A 15,098-nucleotide genomic window follows, 5' to 3' on the forward strand; every position below is an offset into this window, starting at 1 on the left:
GAGGGGGCGGGAGAAGGGCGAGACATGTCCGATGTCCGGGCGGTGAGGTACCGGCGGCTGGCGCTCATGGTGGTGTTCGCCCTGGCCGTCTACGTCCTCGTGCGCGCCGCCAACACCCCACAGGGCCACACCCCGCCACCGGCCGGGAAGACCGTCCCCACCCCGACCCCGTCGGCCGGCTCGCCCAGCGCCTCCCGCTCGTCGGCCCCGTCCTCGTACGATCCCGCCGACTACGCCCCCCAGGTCCGCACCCGGGCCCGGGAGGCCGGTGTCAGCGCCCGGCTGGTGATGGCGATCCTCTACAACGAGGCGTACAAACCGCACGATCCGGCGCTGGAGCGGGCCTGGCAGAAGATCAAGCCGGGCGCCGCGTTCGGCATCGCCGACATGCACCGCGCCACCTTCGACGAGGTCAAGAAGGGCCGCGACTTCGCCGACCGCGACTGGACCCAGCTGCCGGACGACCGGGACCTCGCCATCGAGGCCGAGGCCTGGTACCTGCACGACCTGGCGGCCCGGCTGCCCGCCCAGTGGTCCGCCCCGTACACCAAGGACGAACTGCTGGCGCTCGGCTACGACGCCGGTCCCGGCACCATGCTGGCCTTCGCCCGCGGCGCGACCCCCGGCACCGACGCCCGGGCGTACCTCGACCGGCTGCACGCCAACTGGGCCGTGGCGAGGACGGCAGTCGGTTCCTAGTACCTACGCGTACGCGCCGGCGCGGTCCTCCCCGGGGAAGGTGATGCCGCACAGGGCGCGGATCTCGTCCATCGCCCGGAGCGTGGTGACGGAGTCGGCCAGTGGGCGCAGGGGCGTCTCGCGGTCGCCGGAGCTGATGCGCCAGGCCGTCTCCGCGGCCTCGAAGTACAGGGCGTCGTGGGCCGTGCGCGGCTCGGTGACGGTGAGCGGGGTGCCCCCGCCCGATGGGGTCAGCAGCAGGTCGCCGGGCTGGTAGAAGGGGCCGGGCAGGGTCAGGGTGGCGTGCGTGCCGGCGATCGTGGCGCTGGTGGGTGTGTCGCTGAAGAGCGTGGTGTGGAGGACGGCCTGGTTGCCGTCGGTGTCCCGCAGGACGGCCGACACCTGGCCGTTGACCCCGGCGGGATGGGGCTGCCCCTGCGCCGTGGTCCCGGCCGGAGCGCCGAGGACCCAGGTGGCGAGGGACAGCGGATAGGTGCCCAGGTCGAGGAGCGGGCCGCCCGCCAGGTCGGGGCGCAGGATGCGGTGGCCGGCGGTGAAGTGCTCACCGTGGTCCGCCAGCACCGTGCGGACCTCGCCGAGCACGCCCGAGTCGAGGATCTGCCGTACGACGTCGAATTTGGGCAGGAAGAAGGTCCACAGGGCCTCCGCGCAGAACAGGCCGCGCCGGGCGGCGAGTTCGGCGATCTCGGCGGCCTGCGCCGCGTTGAGCGCGAGCGGCTTCTCGACCAGCACGTGCTTGCCGGCCTCCAGCGCCAGGCGGGCGCAGGCGAGATGCGCGGTGTGCTCGGTGGCGACGTACACCACGTCGACGTCGTCGGCGGCGACCAGATCCTCGTACCCGCCGTAGGAGGCGGTGATCGTATGGCGGTCGGCGAAGGTCCTGGCGCGGGCAGGGTCACGGGAGGCGACCGCGGTGAAGCGCTGCCGGGTGTGGCGCCGGACGGAGTCGACGAAGCGCTCCGCGATCCAGCCGGTGCCGAGCACGCCCCAGCGCAGGGCCGGGGCGGCCATCGGGTCCGGTGTGCGGGCGGTGGGCAGCGTGGCGGGGAAGGCGGGCATGCCGCTCAGACCTCCGGGACCTGGACGGCGACGGTACGACCGCCGTCCTTCATGGACGCGATGACCGCCTCCGCCACCGCACAGGCCGTCAGCCCGTCCAGCGCGGTGGCCAGCGGTGCGGGCCGTTTCCGGGCGACGGCGTCGGTCCACGCCTGCAGCTCCAGGCGGTAGGCGTCGGCGAAGCGCGGGCGCCAGTCGGCGGGGTGGGCGGTGGACCGGGCCCGGTCGGCGTTCTCCACGAGCCGGGCGGGATCGGCGAGGGCCAGCGTGCCGCGCTCGCCGGCGACCTCGCAGCGGATGTCGTAGCCGTAACCGGCGTTGAGGAACGTCTCGACGGTGGTCAGGGCGCCGTCGGCGGTGCGCAGCAGCATCAGCTGCGGATCACGCAGCCCGCCCACCGTCGACGTAGGGCGGCCCGCGTGCCAACTGACCTCCGTGACAGGCGAGTCGAGCAGCCAGGGCACGGTGTCGAACTCGTGGATCGCCGAGCCGGTCACGCTGAACTCGTCGGTGCAGCCCGGGGCGGAGGACACGCCCCGGCTGACGCAGTGCAGCAGCAACGGAGTTCCGCAGGCGCCGGAGGTCACGGCCGCCTTCAGCTCGACGTAGGCGGGGTCGAAGCGGCGCATGAAGCCGAGCGAGATCAGTCCGCCGCCCGCGTGCCGCTCCGCGCGCACCACGCGCACGCACTCCGCCGTGGTGGGGGCGAGCGGCTTCTCGCAGAGCACGGGCTTGGCGGCCCGTACGGCGGCGATCGCCAGGTCGGCGTGTGTGCTGTCGTGCGAGGCGATGACCACGGCCTCGACGTCCGGGTCGGCGATCAGCGCCAGGGCGTCGCTGGTGGACCGGGCCCCGGGTACGGCGGCCGCGACCGAGGCGGCCCGCTCTTCGTCGACGTCGGCGACCATCGCCACCTCGGCACCGGAGACGAACCGGTGCAGCGTGCTCACATGATCGGCGCCCATGGTGCCCGCGCCGATCACCCCGATGCGCACGGCGCTCATCCCGGGCTCACCCACGCCCGCCGCTCGGCCGAGCGCACCATGGCGTCCAGCGCCGCCGCGCTCGCCACCGCGTCCCGCAGCGTCGCCCCGTGCGGCGCGCCCTCGGCGACGGAGCGCACGAAGTGGGACGCCTCGATGACCTTCAGGTCGTCGTAGCCCATGGCGTTGGCCGAGCCCGGCTGGAAGGCGGCGTACTCTCCGGCGCCCGGGCCGACGAAGACCGTGCTCACCGGCTGGTCCTGGTAGGAGCCGCCCCGGCTGACGCCCAGCTCGCCCATACGGCGGTAGTCCCAGAAGACGGCGCCCCTGGTGCCGTGGATCTCGAAGCCGTAGTTGTTCTGCTCGCCCACCGAGACCCGGCAGGCCTCCAGGACACCCCGGGCGCCGGAGGCGAAACGCAGCAGACAGTTGACGTAGTCCTCGTTCTCGACCGGGCCGAGCTCGCCGCCCGTCGCGCGGGTGTGGCCGGCGGTGGCACCGGTCGGGCGGGCCCGCTCCGGGACGAAGACCGCGGTGTCGGCGCTGAGGGACTCGATGTCGCCGAGCAGGAAACGCGCCAGGTCCACACCGTGCGAGGCGAGGTCGCCGAGCACTCCGCTGCCGCCGCGAGCGCGCTCGTAGCGCCAGGTCAGGGCGCCTTCGGGGTGGGCTGCGTAGTCGCTGAACAGACGGATGCGGACATGGGTGATGGTGCCGATCTCACCGGAGGCCACCAGGTCCCGGGCGGCCTCGACGGCGGGCGCGTTGCGGTAGTTGAAGCCGACGGTGCCCTGCACGCCCGCCTTGCCGACGGCGTCGGCGACCGCCCGGGCGTCCTCGGCGGTGAGGCCCACCGGCTTCTCGATCCAGACGTGCTTGCCCGCCTCGGCCAGCGCGACGCCGATCTCACGGTGCAGGAAGTTCGGGGCGGTGACGCTCACCGCCCGCACCCGGGGATCGGCCGTCAGCTCCCGCCAGTCGCGGACGGCGGTCGCGAAGCCGTACTGCGCCGCCGCCTCCTCGGCCCGGCCGGGTACCTCGTCCGCGACGGCGACCAGCTCGGGCCGCAGGGGCAGCTGCGGGAAGTGGTGCGGCAGACGGGTGTACGCCTGTGTGTGCACCCGTCCCATCCAGCCGAAGCCCACGACGGCGATACCCAGCGTCTTCACCATGACAGCCCTTCTTTGGACCGATCCAAACATCCGGCCCACCATGAGTCGTCCCTCCGGCAGGTGTCAAGAGGGGCTCATAGATGGTCAGGGAGGGTTAGGAAGGATCAGGAAGGGTCTTTACAGCACGGGGAGTGTATGGAACGGTCCAACCCATGAGGACCCCGACCATCCGTGACGTCGCCGCGCGGGCCGGCGTGTCCAAGTCCCTGGTGTCGCTGGTGCTGCGCGGCGCCGAGGGCGTACGCCCCGAGAAACGCGCGGCCGTCATGACCGCGATCGAGGAACTCGGCTACCGGCCCAACGCCGCCGCCCGCAGCCTCAGCGAACGCCGCACCCGCACCGTCGGCGTCCTCCTCAACGACCTGCGCAACCCCTGGTTCGTGGAACTCCTCGACGGCCTGAACTCCCGCCTGTACGACAGCGGACTGCACACCCTGCTGGCCGACGGTCACCTCAACCGGCGCCTGGGCGAGGACCTCACCCGCACCTTCACCGAACTGCGCGTCGACGGCCTGGTCGCGGTCGGCACCCTGCAGGACCCGCAGGCGCTGCGCACCGCCGCCGGACAGATCCCCACGGTCGTCGTCGGCACCCGCGAGCCCGTGCTGCCCGGGGTGGACATCGTCGCCAACGACGACGAGCACGGCGCCCGACTGGCCACCGAGCACCTCATCGCCCTCGGCCACCGGCACATCGCGCACATCGCCGGCCACGGCGCGGTCGGCGAGCTGCGCCGGCGCAGCTTCGAGGCCACGATGCGCGAGCACGGGCTGGCGGACACGGCCGTCGTGGAACAGGGCGACCTGACCGAGGAGGGCGGCTACCGGGCCACGGTACGGCTGCTGAGCCGGCCCCGGCGGCCCACCGCCGTCTTCGCGGTCAACGACATGTCGTGCGTCGGCGCGCTGTCGGCCGCCGAGGAGAGCGGCCTGAAGGTGCCGCGCGACCTCTCCCTCGTCGGTTACGACAACACCTACCTGTCGCGGCTGCGGCACCTGTGGCTGACCACCGTCGACAACGCCAGTCATGACGTGGGCCGCCGGGCCGCGCAACGCCTTCTGGACCGGATCGAGAACCCGGGGCGACCGGGCGAGGTGGAGCTGGCGGCGCCGTTTCTGGAGGTGCGGGGGTCCACTGGAGTGGTGGGGGAGGGGTGAGGCGGGGTACCGGGCCCAGTGCCATGTCACATACCACCGGCGTTCGGCGCGCGTGATTCCGCCGTAGCTGGTGTGCTGGTTCGCGGACAAGGTCGTACCCGATGTGCGGAGAGAGGCATGAGCACCTATCGAGTTGCACAAGTGGCCACCCGCGGCGGAGCCTTCGAGATCACCGAGCGTGACGTTCCGCGGCCGGGTCCGGGCCATGTACGGATCGCCGTGGACGCCTGCGGGATCTGCCACAGCGACGTCCTGTTCGTGAACGCCGGGGTGCCGGGCGTGAGCTTCCCGGTGGTTCCCGGGCACGAGATCGCCGGCCGGGTCGACGAGCTCGGCGAGGGCGCGGCCGAGTACGGCTGGCAGGCCGGCGACCGGGTGACCGTGGGCTGGTTCGGCGGCAGCTGCGGCCACTGCAAGCCCTGCCGGCAGGGCGACTTCATCGTCTGCCAGAACCTCAAGGTGCCGGGTTGGGCGTACGACGGCGGGTTCGGGGAGATGGTGATCGCGCCGGTCGACGCGCTGGCCCGCATCCCCGAGGCGCTGTCCGCCGCCGACGCGGGTCCGCTGGCCTGCGCGGGCGTGACCGTGTTCAACGGGCTGCGGCGCAGTTCCGCCAAGGCCGGCGCTCTGGTCGCCGTGCTGGGGATCGGGGGGCTCGGGCACCTGGGGGTGCGGTACGCGGTCGCGATGGGCTTCGAGACCGTGGCCATCGCCAGGGGCGCCGACAAGGCCGACTTCGCCAAGCAGCTGGGCGCCCACCACTATGTCGACAGCACGGCGGACACCTCCGTCGCGGACGCCCTGCAGTCCCTCGGCGGGGCGAACGTGGTGCTCGCGACCGCCAGCAACTCCGCCGCCATCACCTCCGCCGTCGACGGGCTAGCGCCGCGCGGTGAACTCGTCGTCATCGGCGGCGCCCCCGAACCGCTCGGCGTCAACCCGGGCCAGCTGCTGATGAGCGGCCGGATCCTGCGCGGTCATCCGTCCGGTACGGCGCAGGACGTCCAGGACACGATGGAGTTCAGCGCCCTGCACGGGATCCGCCCGATGACCGAGACCGTGCCGCTGGACCAGGCCGGCGAGGCGTACCAGCGGATGCTCTCCGGGGCGGCTCGCTTCCGGATGGTCCTCACCATGCGCTGAGGGCGGTGGAGCGGGGCCCACGGCGGCAGTTCGAGGTGATCCAGGGGGACGTCCGTTGACCAGTCATGACTCTCGGGCGGACAGCGACGTCCGGGACCCGTTCGGCACCTTGCGGCAGGCGTTGTGGATCGGCGGGGGCCAGTGGGCCGGCAAGTCGACGGTCGCCCGGCTGCTGGCCCTCCGGCACGGCGTCACCGCCTACCACTACGACTACCACGACGCCCGCGGTCACAACGACCGGCGGATCGCCCGTCGCATCGCCCGCGGTGAGCCGGCCGACGAGCCCGACCCGGACGAGGTGTGGGTGCACACCACCCCGGAGGAGATGGCCGCCGTGACCCTCGCGGGCTTCCGGGACCGGTTCGCCTGGGCCCTCGACGATCTGCGCGCGCTCGTCTCCGGCCGTCCTGTCATCGCGGAGGGCTGGGGGCTGCGGCCCGAGCTCGTCGCTCCCCTCCTCGACTCACCCCGTCGGATGGTCGTCATGGTGCCCACCGACGAGTTCCGCCTCCGGCAGGCCCGCGACCTGCCCCGAGCGGGCTCCCTAGGCCACCGTGTCAGCGATCCCGTCCGGGCGCAGGCCAACCGGCTGGCCCGGGACCGGCTCGTGGCCGAGGACGCCGTCCGCGCCGCGCACCGCCTCGGCATACGCGTCATCGAGGTGGACGGCTCCCGCGACGCCTCCGCGATGGCGGAACTCGTCGCCGATCACTTCGCCGACCGTCTCCCCGAGCGCGAGAGCCCCGGCGTCAGCCGACGCGGCCGAGGAGCCGGGTGACGGCCCGGCGGACGAAGGGGCCGAGGGCTGCGGCCAGGGCCGCCTTGCCCGCCTTCTTCGCGGCAGGCGGGCTTTTTCGGACCTTGGCGCGGGCTGAAGTGGCCGCGGCGGCGGTGACCGTCTCACGGTCGCCGCCGCCCCGGTGTCATAGGAGTGCCGTCGTGTCAGTCGCCTTCGGGTGCGGGCACGCGACCCGGTTCCTGTTCCGCCGTGGGCAGGAATGGACCGATGACGAACCGGTACAGCGCGGCGCCGACCACACCGCCGATGAACGGCCCGACGATCGGCACCCACCAGTAGATATTGCCGTACTGATCTCGCCACGCCGTGCCGTATCCGGTGAGGTAGCTGGCCAGTCGGGGTCCGAAGTCACGGGCCGGGTTGATCGCGTATCCGGCGTCGGTCCCCCAGGCCATGCCGATCGCCACGACGAGGAAACCGATGACCACGGGGGCCAGGTTGGCGCCGGGTGGCGTGTTGAGCAGGTCGGTCACGGCGAAGATCAGCAGCAGCAGGATCGCGGTGCCGATGATCTGGTCGCGCAGCGCTCCGAGCTCGCTCACCGGGAGGAAGCCGTTGCCGGGCAGGGTGGAGAACACGCCCTGGCTCTTGATCGTGTGACCGGGGTCGAACTTGGCCAGAACCTCCGTGTAGTTCCAGCGCACCAGCAGCGCGGCGATGAACGCCCCCAGCGTCTGCGCCACGATGTAGAACGGCACCTTGGCCCAGTGGAAGCCCTTGAAGCAGGCCAGGGCCACGGTCACCGCCGGATTGAGATGGGCGCCGCTGAGGCGGGCCGCGATGTACACACCGAAGGTGACGCCGAAGCCCCACGCCCACGCGATGCTGTCGTGATCTCCGATGCCGCCGGCCACCACCTGGGCGACCACACCGACACCGAAGAGGATCAGAACCATGGTGCCGAGGAACTCAGCGGCCATTTCGCCGAGGAGTACCTTTCTCGAGGTCCCGTCTGCCATGGGGCCACCGCCTTCCACCTGTCAAAGGATGGGCGTTTTTGACCGCGAGGGTAACGTTTTGATGCTGGACGTCCAGAGGCTCAGCGTCAACTGGAACAACATTCTCCCGCTTCCATCACCAGTGGGACTCCCTGGCGCGAAGGGGCGGCCGGCCGCGTGAGTCTCGTACCCGTCCGCATGTCGTCCCCCGCGCGGAAGGTGGCAGTCATGGACATGAAACTCGAGGTCGTGGTGGTGCCGGTGTCCGACGTCGAGAGGGCCAAGGAGTTCTACACGGCGCTCGGCTGGCGGCTCGACGCGGACGTGGCCACCGGCGAGGACTTCCGGGTCGTCCAGGTCACACCGCCCGGCTCCGCTGCGTCGGTCATCTTCGGTACGTCCGTCACGGACCAGGCGCCCGGTTCGGCGCGGGGGCTGCACCTGATCGTGGACGACATCGACGCCGCCCACGACGAGCTGAAGCGGCGCGGCGCCGAGCCCAGCGAGGTCTTCCACGACGCCGGCGGGGTCTTCCATCACGCAGGGACGGCCGCCCGGGTGCCCGGGCCGGACCCGCGGCGCAGCAGCTACGGCTCGTTCCTGTCGTTCAGCGACCCGGACGGAAACGGCTACCTCCTGCAGGAGATCACCACCCGGCTCCCGGGCCGGCTGGACCCCGCGAGCACGGACTTCGCCTCGGCCGACGACCTGGCCGGCGCCCTGCGCCGGGCCGCGGCGGCGCATGGCGAGCACGAGGCGCGCATCGGCGCGGAGGACCCCGACTGGCCGGACTGGTACGCCCGGTACATGGTCGCCGAACAGGCCGGCACGGAACCGCCCACCTGACCGCCGAGTACACCGGTCCCGAACACGGCCCGATGCTCCGGGACGGTTGTGAGGAAAGCTTTGCCCGGTGCGGATGCGGGTCGCGCCGACGCCGTTGTAGCGTGCTGAATGACCTGCGGGACAACCGCGGCAAAGGCGGCCAACGGTGGTACATCCGGGGCACGAACCAGAGCACGGGGCGAAAACGGCCCTGCTGGGGCGACGGCTCGAGTGCGCCGTACTCGACCGGATGATCGCTGCGGTCCGTACCGGAGAGAGCCGCGCGCTCGTGGTCCACGGGGCACCCGGCGTCGGAAAGTCGGCCCTGCTGGACTACGCGACGAACGCGGGCACCGGACTGCGGGTGCTGCACGCCATCGGCATCGAGTCCGAGCGGGAGCTCGCGTTCGCCACCCTGCACCAGTTGTGCGTGCCGCTGCTGGACCGGCTGCCGAACCTGCCCGAACCCCAACGCGCCGCGCTGGAGACGGTGTTCGGGTTGCGCACCGCAACCCCGCCGGAACGCTTCCTGGTCGGCCTCGCGGTCCTCGGACTGCTCTCGGACGCCTCCGAGGGGCAACCACTGCTCTGCGTGGTCGACGACGCGCACTGGATGGACCGGGTCTCGGCGCAGGTGCTGGGCTTCGTCGCCCGCCGGCTGCTCGCGGAGTCCGTGGCGCTCGTCTTCGGCGCCCGCGAGCGCGCCCAGGACCTGCTGGGACTACCGGAGTTGGAGGTCACGGGACTGCACGACGCCGATGCCCGGGCCCTGCTGGACTCCGTCACCTACTCCGCGCTCGACGCGCAGGTGCGCGACCGGATCGTCGCGGAGACCCGGGGCAACCCGCTGGCCCTGCTCGAACTGCCCCGCGGCCTGACGATCAGTCAGATGGCGGGCGGCTTCGGCCTGTTGCACACCGACGCACTGCCCGGCCGGATCGAGCAGAGCTTCGTGGGCCGGATCGAGGCCCTCCCCGAACGGACCCGGCAGCTCCTCCTGGTCGCCGCCGCCGAACCGGTCGGCGACCCCGCCCTGGTGTGGCGGGCCGCCGACCGGCTCGGTGCCAGGCCGCGAACGGCGCTCGCGGGCGGCACGGACGGCCTGCTGTCCTTCGACGCGCGCGTCACCTTCCGGCACCCGCTCGTGCGGTCCGCCGTGTACCGGTCGGCGACGAAGGAGGAGCGCCGGTCGGCGCACCTGGCCCTGGCGGAGGTCACCGACGCCCGCCTCGACCCCGACCGCCGCGCCTGGCACCTGGCGTCGGCCGCGGCCGGACCCGACGAGTCCGTGGCCGTCGAGCTCGAACGGTCCGCCGGCCGGGCACAGTCCCGCGGCGGCCTGGCCGCCGCGGCCGCGTTCCTGCAGCGCTCCGTGGCCCTGACCGTCGACACCTCGCGGCGCGCCGACCGCGCTCTCGCGGCCGCGGACGCCACCCTCCGGGCCGGCGATCCCGAGGCCGCCCGCCGACTCGCCGACATCGCGGGCCGGGACGCCCGCACCGAGTTCCAGCACGCGCGCGCCCAGCTCGCCCACAGCCGGATCGCCTGCGTGGCGGGCCTCGACGGCCGGGCACCGCCGCTGCTGCTCGCGGCCGCCCGGCGGCTCCAGCCCTTCGACAGCGACCTCGCGCGCGAGACGTACCTGGTCGCCTGGGGCACCTCGGCCCTGATCGCCGCGGACGCCGACGGCCTCCTGGCGATCTCCGAGGCGATGAGGGCCCTGCCGGCACCCACGGGAACGCCTCGCGCCCTGGACCTGGTGATCGAGGGCTACGCGCTGCTCGTCACCGACGGCCGGGCCGCCGCCGTACCCGTGCTGCGGCGGGCCCTGGCCGCGCTGGCCGAGCTTCCCGCGCGCGACGTCCTGACGTGGGGCTGGGTGGCCAACGGTGTCGGTTCGGCCGTCTGGGACGACCGGGCCATGCACACGCTCCACAGCCGGGCCGTCGAGGTGGCCCGCACCGCGGGCGCCCTGGCCGAGCTGCCCTTCAGCCTCGCCTCCCTCGGGATGGCGACCGCCTGGGCCGGGGACTTCGCCACCTCGGCGGCCGTCGTCGCCGAGGCGGACCTCCTGGCCGAGGCCACCGGTGTTCCCCTCGCACCGCACGTCAAGCTCCGGCTCAACGCGCTGCGGGGCCGCGGGGAGCAGGCGGAGGCGCTCATCGCCGCGACGATCGAGGAGGCCGGCGCGGACGGCCGGCTGATGGACGTCACGGTCGCGCACTGGACGGCCGCGGTCCTGTGCAACGGTCTCGGCCGCTACGAGGAGGCGATGACGGCGGCCCGGGCCAGTACCGGGATCGCCGAGCCGTGGGTCTCCGTGTGGGCGCTGCCCGAACTCGTCGAGGCGGCGGTGCGCGCCGGGGACGACGCGGTCGCCCGGGACGCGCTCGACGCCCTGACGGAAGCGGCCGGACCCTGCGACACCGACTGGGCCCAGGGCGTCCTGGCCCGCTGCCGGGCGCTCCTCGACGAGACGGCCGCGGCCGACGATCTGTACCGCGAGGCGCTCGAGCGGCTCGGCCGGACCAGGCTGCGGCCCGAACACGCCCGCGCCCATCTGCTGTACGGCGAGTGGCTGCGCCGGGAGCGCCGGCGCACGGAGGCGCGGGACCACCTGCGGACCGCACACGAGATGTTCGTGTCGATCGGGATGGAGGCCTTCAGCGAGCGAGCGCGGCGGGAACTGCTCGCCACCGGCGAAACCGTCCGCAAGCGCAAGGTCGAGTCCACCGCGTCCGGCGAGGAGCTCACCCCCCAGGAGCACCAGATCGCCCTCTTCGTCCGCGACGGCCTGTCCAATCCGGAGGTCGCCGCCCGGCTCTTCCTCAGCCCCCGCACGGTCGAGTGGCATCTGCGGAAGATCTTCACCAAGCTGTCGATCACCTCCCGTCGACAGCTCCGGGACGTCCTGGCCCGCGGCGAGTCCGGCTTCGGGCGCCAGGAGCGGCTCAGGGGATGAGCTGCTGGCCGCCGTCGACGTCGTACGTCGCCCCGGTCAGGGCCGTGTTGGTCATCAGGTGCAGGACCAGTGCGGCCACGTCGGCGGGACCGACCACGCGGCGGATCGGCAGCGTGGCCCGCAGTTGTTCCCGCCGCCGTTCGATGTCGTCACCGAGCAGGCGAGCCGAGAGCGGGGTGTCGACGAAACCGGCGGCGACCGCGTTGACCCGGACCGGGGCGAGCTCCAGGGCGGCGACGGCGGTCACGGCGGGGGTCGCCGCGGTGGCGATCGCCGCGATGCTCAGTCCCACACCGGGCCGACGCGCGCCGGTGCCGGTGACGTACGTCAGCGAGCCGCCGGGCCGCACGCGTGCGGCGCACTCGCGGGCGACGCGCAGCGACCCCAGCAGATGCTCGTCGAGGACGGCACGTGCCTGGTCGAAGTCCATCTCGGCGATCGTCGCGTAGATCGGCCCGCCACCGCTGACCAGGACATGGTCGATCGGCGCGGGCACATCTGCGAACAACGCGCGCAGCGCCGCGGGGTCGCCCAGATCGAGGGTCGCGGTCGACGCCTTGAGCTCCTCGCCCACGGCGTCGAGCCGCCCCTGGTCCCGGCCGGTGACCACGAGCCGGGCGTCGGCCGCGTGCGCCTGGCGGGCCGTCTCCAGACCGATGCCGGAGGTGCCGCCGATGACGACGACGGTGCTGCCTGAGAGATCACTCACTGTCGGCTCCTCGTCCGTCCTGTCGCCGGGGTCGCCGGCCTGCGGGTCCAGCGCGGTGACCTCGTCGGTCCGCAGGACCCGCAGCGGCGTGGAGGCGTGTGTCCGCTCCAGGTTCGGGCGACGGGACGGCCGTTCGCACCCGTGGTCCTCCCTGGCCGTGTCCGGGCCAGTGACGGCTGACGGATGCCTCGGCGGCACCGCATGAGCGGCGGCAGGTGTGAAACCCGGGAGGTGACCGGAGAGGACGGACGCTGGTGGACCTGGACACTGTCGCCGACGAGCTGTACGCGCTGCGGCCGGAGGACTTCACCGCCGCCCGGCAGGCCCGCGCGGACGAGGCCCGCGCAAGCGGCGACCGGGCCCTCGCCGAGCGGATCGGCAGGCTGCGCCGCCCGAGCCTGGCGGCCTGGGCCAGCAACCTCCTGGTACGGCGGCAGCCCGAGGACGTCGAACCGCTGCTGCGGCTCGGTGAGGCGCTGCGCCAGGCCCACCACGACCTGGACGGGGCGCAGCTGCGCGATCTCAGCCGTCGGCAGCACGTCCTGATCAACGCCCTGTCCCGGCAGGCACGCCGGCTGGCCGGCCAGGCCGGACACCCGGTCGGCGACGACGTCCAGCGCGAGATCGAGGCGATGCTGCAGACCGTCCTCGCCGACCCCGACGCCGGACGGGAATGGGCCACCGGACGCCTGGTCAAGCCCTTCGGCCCGACCGTCGGCTTCCCCGCCGCCTCCGCCGACGCCACCGCCCGCCGCACCCCGCCCGCCCGTCGGCCGGCGCCGTCTCCTTCCGCACCCCGGCGCGCGGACAAGGCCGCCGACGAGCACCGCCGCCGTCTGGACAAAGCCGCCGACGAGCGTCGCCGTCGTCTGGAGAAGGCCCGACGGGAGGCCGAGCAGGCCGAGGCGGAGCTCAGAGCCGGACAGGACGAGGCGGCCGAGGCCCACCGGCGGATCCGGGAGGCCGAGGAGCGGGCGGATGCCCTGCGGCGGCGCGTCGGCGAACTGAGCGAGGAACTGCGCCGGCTCGAGGAGGAGCAGCGACAGGCCGGGACCGCCGTCTCTGAGGCCCGCGAACGGGCTCGGGCCGCCGAGCGCCGCGTACGGGTCGCCGGCCGACGCGCGAAAACGGCCGCGGCGCGGGTCGAACGCCTGCACCGCACCGCCTGACCGGACACCGGGCTCCCGAGAAAAATACCCCCACGGGTATCCGTGCTACCGTCGTTCTATACCCCCGGGGGTAATTCTCGAATTCTCGAGTGATCGAACGGAAGGGAGCAGGCCGTGTTCTTCGTCGACGTCATCGAGGTGCCGGGCCTCGGCAACCGCGGCTACGTGGCCGGCGGTGAGCGGACCGCCGTGGTGGTCGACCCGCCGCGCGACATCGACCGGGTGATCACCGTCGCCGCGCGGCGCGGCGTGCGGATATCCCACGTCGTGGAGACGCACGTGCACAACGACTACGTCAGCGGCGGCCTGGAACTGGCCCGCGTCACCGGCGCCGCCTACCTGGTCCCCGCCGCGGCCCACGTCTCCTTCGAGCGCACCCCCGTGCACGACGGCGACAGCGTGGCCGTCGACGCCGGGCTCGCCCTGCGCGCGCTGGCCACCCCCGGCCACACCCCGCACCACATCTCCTATGTCCTGGAGAACGACGGCACGGCCGTCGCGGTCTTCACCGGCGGCTCGCTGCTGATCGGCACCGTCGGCCGCCCGGACCTGGTCGAGCCGCGGCTGACCGAACGCCTCGCCCGGGCCCAGCACGCCTCCGCGCGGCTCCTGGCCGCCGAACTGCCCGACGACACGGCCGTGTTGCCCACCCACGGGTTCGGCAGTTTCTGCTCGTCCGCCCAGACGGCCGGCGGCGACACGACCATCGGCAAGGAGAAGGCGTCCAACGACGCCCTCACCCGGGACGTGGACGCCTTCGTCGCCGGCCTGCTGGCCGGCCTGGACGACATCCCCGCCTACTACACGCACATGGGACCGGCCAATGCCGCCGGCCCCGCGCCCGTCGACCTGACCCCGCCCGCCCAGGCCGACCCCGAAGCCATCGCCGGCCGGCTGGACGCGGGGGAGTGGGTGGTCGATCTGCGCCACCGGGCCGCCTTCGCCGAGGGGCATGTCGCGGGCTCGTTCAACTTCGAGGCCCAGGGGCAGCTCGCCACCTACCTGGCCTGGCTGATCCCCTGGGGAAAGCCGGTCACCCTGCTCGCCGAGTCGGCCGGGCAACTGGCCGCCGCGCAGCGCGAGCTGGCCCGGGTCGGCATCGACCGTCCGGCCGCCGCGGCGACCGGCGCTCCGGCCGACTGGCTCCGCCCCGGCGAACGGCCCGCCTCCTTCCGGCGCGCCACGTTCGCCGACCTTGCCGCGCGTCCCCGCGACGGTGTCGTCGTCCTCGACGTCCGCCGTGACTCCGAGCGCGCGGGCGGACATGTCGAGGGCTCGGTCCACCTTCCCGTCCACACCCTGCACCGCCGCCTCGACGAGGTCCCGGCCGGCCGGGTCTGGGTGCACTGCGCGGGCGGGATGCGCGCCGCCGTCGCCGCCTCCCTGCTGGACGCCGCGGGCCGTGACGTCGTCGCCGTGGACGACGGCTTCGACGCGGCCGAGCAGGCCGGGCTCGTCGTCCGCAACGGCTGAGCCACCGAGC

The 15,098-nt window shown here is 73.4% G+C and carries 13 protein-coding genes; 8 read left to right on the plus strand and 5 right to left on the minus strand.

Annotation, left to right across the window (positions count from 1 at the left end; genetic code table 11):
* Positions 1 to 24: 24 nt before the first annotated feature.
* The gene (locus ACWCQ1_RS30565; RefSeq protein ID WP_133049359.1) at positions 25 to 699 is read left to right on the plus strand and encodes a lytic transglycosylase domain-containing protein; all 675 of its coding nucleotides are present in this window, start codon (positions 25 to 27) and stop codon (positions 697 to 699) included.
* 3 nt (positions 700 to 702) lie between these two features.
* Here the strand turns inward: ACWCQ1_RS30565 and ACWCQ1_RS30570 are convergent, their stop codons facing one another.
* The 3 genes from ACWCQ1_RS30570 to ACWCQ1_RS30580 are packed head-to-tail and all read right to left on the minus strand — an operon-like array spanning position 703 to position 3,913.
* Positions 703 to 1,758: a Gfo/Idh/MocA family protein gene (locus tag ACWCQ1_RS30570; RefSeq protein ID WP_358602840.1), complete on the minus strand. Its 1,056-nt coding sequence runs from the start codon at positions 1,756 to 1,758 to the stop codon at positions 703 to 705.
* Between the two features lie 5 nt (positions 1,759 to 1,763).
* Positions 1,764 to 2,762 carry a Gfo/Idh/MocA family oxidoreductase gene (locus ACWCQ1_RS30575; RefSeq protein WP_358602843.1) on the minus strand — a complete coding sequence of 333 codons (999 nt, stop codon included), beginning with the start codon at positions 2,760 to 2,762 and terminating at the stop codon, positions 1,764 to 1,766.
* Positions 2,759 to 3,913 carry a Gfo/Idh/MocA family protein gene (locus tag ACWCQ1_RS30580; protein ID WP_358602846.1) on the minus strand — a complete coding sequence of 385 codons (1,155 nt, stop codon included), beginning with the start codon at positions 3,911 to 3,913 and terminating at the stop codon, positions 2,759 to 2,761. Before ACWCQ1_RS30580 ends, ACWCQ1_RS30575 begins: the two co-directional genes overlap by 4 nt.
* Before the next feature lie 152 nt (positions 3,914 to 4,065).
* Here ACWCQ1_RS30580 and ACWCQ1_RS30585 point away from each other — a divergent pair, with 152 nt between their 5' ends.
* From ACWCQ1_RS30585 to ACWCQ1_RS30595, 3 genes are all read left to right on the plus strand, one after another.
* On the plus strand, positions 4,066 to 5,070 hold the full coding sequence (locus ACWCQ1_RS30585; RefSeq protein ID WP_451027831.1) for a LacI family DNA-binding transcriptional regulator: 1,005 nt from the start codon (positions 4,066 to 4,068) through the stop codon (positions 5,068 to 5,070).
* 117 nt (positions 5,071 to 5,187) lie between these two features.
* On the plus strand, positions 5,188 to 6,213 hold the full coding sequence (locus tag ACWCQ1_RS30590) for an alcohol dehydrogenase (protein WP_358602853.1): 1,026 nt from the start codon (positions 5,188 to 5,190) through the stop codon (positions 6,211 to 6,213).
* A 55-nt stretch (positions 6,214 to 6,268) separates the two neighbouring features.
* Complete coding sequence (locus tag ACWCQ1_RS30595; protein ID WP_358602856.1) at positions 6,269 to 6,991, plus strand: hypothetical protein; 723 nt, start codon at positions 6,269 to 6,271, stop codon at positions 6,989 to 6,991.
* Between the two features lie 164 nt (positions 6,992 to 7,155).
* Here the strand turns inward: ACWCQ1_RS30595 and ACWCQ1_RS30600 are convergent, their stop codons facing one another.
* The gene (locus ACWCQ1_RS30600; protein WP_451027832.1) at positions 7,156 to 7,932 is read right to left on the minus strand and encodes an MIP/aquaporin family protein; all 777 of its coding nucleotides are present in this window, start codon (positions 7,930 to 7,932) and stop codon (positions 7,156 to 7,158) included.
* A gap of 246 nt (positions 7,933 to 8,178) precedes the next feature.
* Here ACWCQ1_RS30600 and ACWCQ1_RS30605 point away from each other — a divergent pair, with 246 nt between their 5' ends.
* Together ACWCQ1_RS30605 and ACWCQ1_RS30610 are read left to right on the plus strand one after the other, a co-directional pair.
* The gene (locus ACWCQ1_RS30605) at positions 8,179 to 8,796 is read left to right on the plus strand and encodes a VOC family protein (RefSeq protein WP_133049168.1); all 618 of its coding nucleotides are present in this window, start codon (positions 8,179 to 8,181) and stop codon (positions 8,794 to 8,796) included.
* 145 nt (positions 8,797 to 8,941) lie between these two features.
* Positions 8,942 to 11,737: an ATP-binding protein gene (locus ACWCQ1_RS30610; protein ID WP_358602859.1), complete on the plus strand. Its 2,796-nt coding sequence runs from the start codon at positions 8,942 to 8,944 to the stop codon at positions 11,735 to 11,737.
* On the opposite strand, the gene ACWCQ1_RS30615 is transcribed toward ACWCQ1_RS30610, so the two are convergent.
* A complete protein-coding gene (locus tag ACWCQ1_RS30615; RefSeq protein WP_358602862.1) occupies positions 11,727 to 12,446 on the minus strand; it encodes an SDR family oxidoreductase in 720 nt (239 codons plus the stop codon). The two genes, ACWCQ1_RS30610 and ACWCQ1_RS30615, sit on opposite strands and share 11 nt — an antisense overlap.
* Before the next feature lie 254 nt (positions 12,447 to 12,700).
* On the opposite strand from ACWCQ1_RS30615, the gene ACWCQ1_RS30620 reads away from it, so the two are divergent.
* Positions 12,701 to 13,615, plus strand: a complete 915-nt coding sequence (locus ACWCQ1_RS30620) for a hypothetical protein (RefSeq protein WP_451027833.1) — start codon at positions 12,701 to 12,703, stop codon at positions 13,613 to 13,615.
* A 114-nt stretch (positions 13,616 to 13,729) separates the two neighbouring features.
* Entirely contained in the window at positions 13,730 to 15,088 is a 1,359-nt protein-coding gene (locus ACWCQ1_RS30625) for an MBL fold metallo-hydrolase (protein ID WP_451027834.1), read from the plus strand.
* Positions 15,089 to 15,098 lie beyond the last annotated feature (10 nt).

This window comes from Streptomyces sp. NPDC002144, from assembly GCF_053593695.1.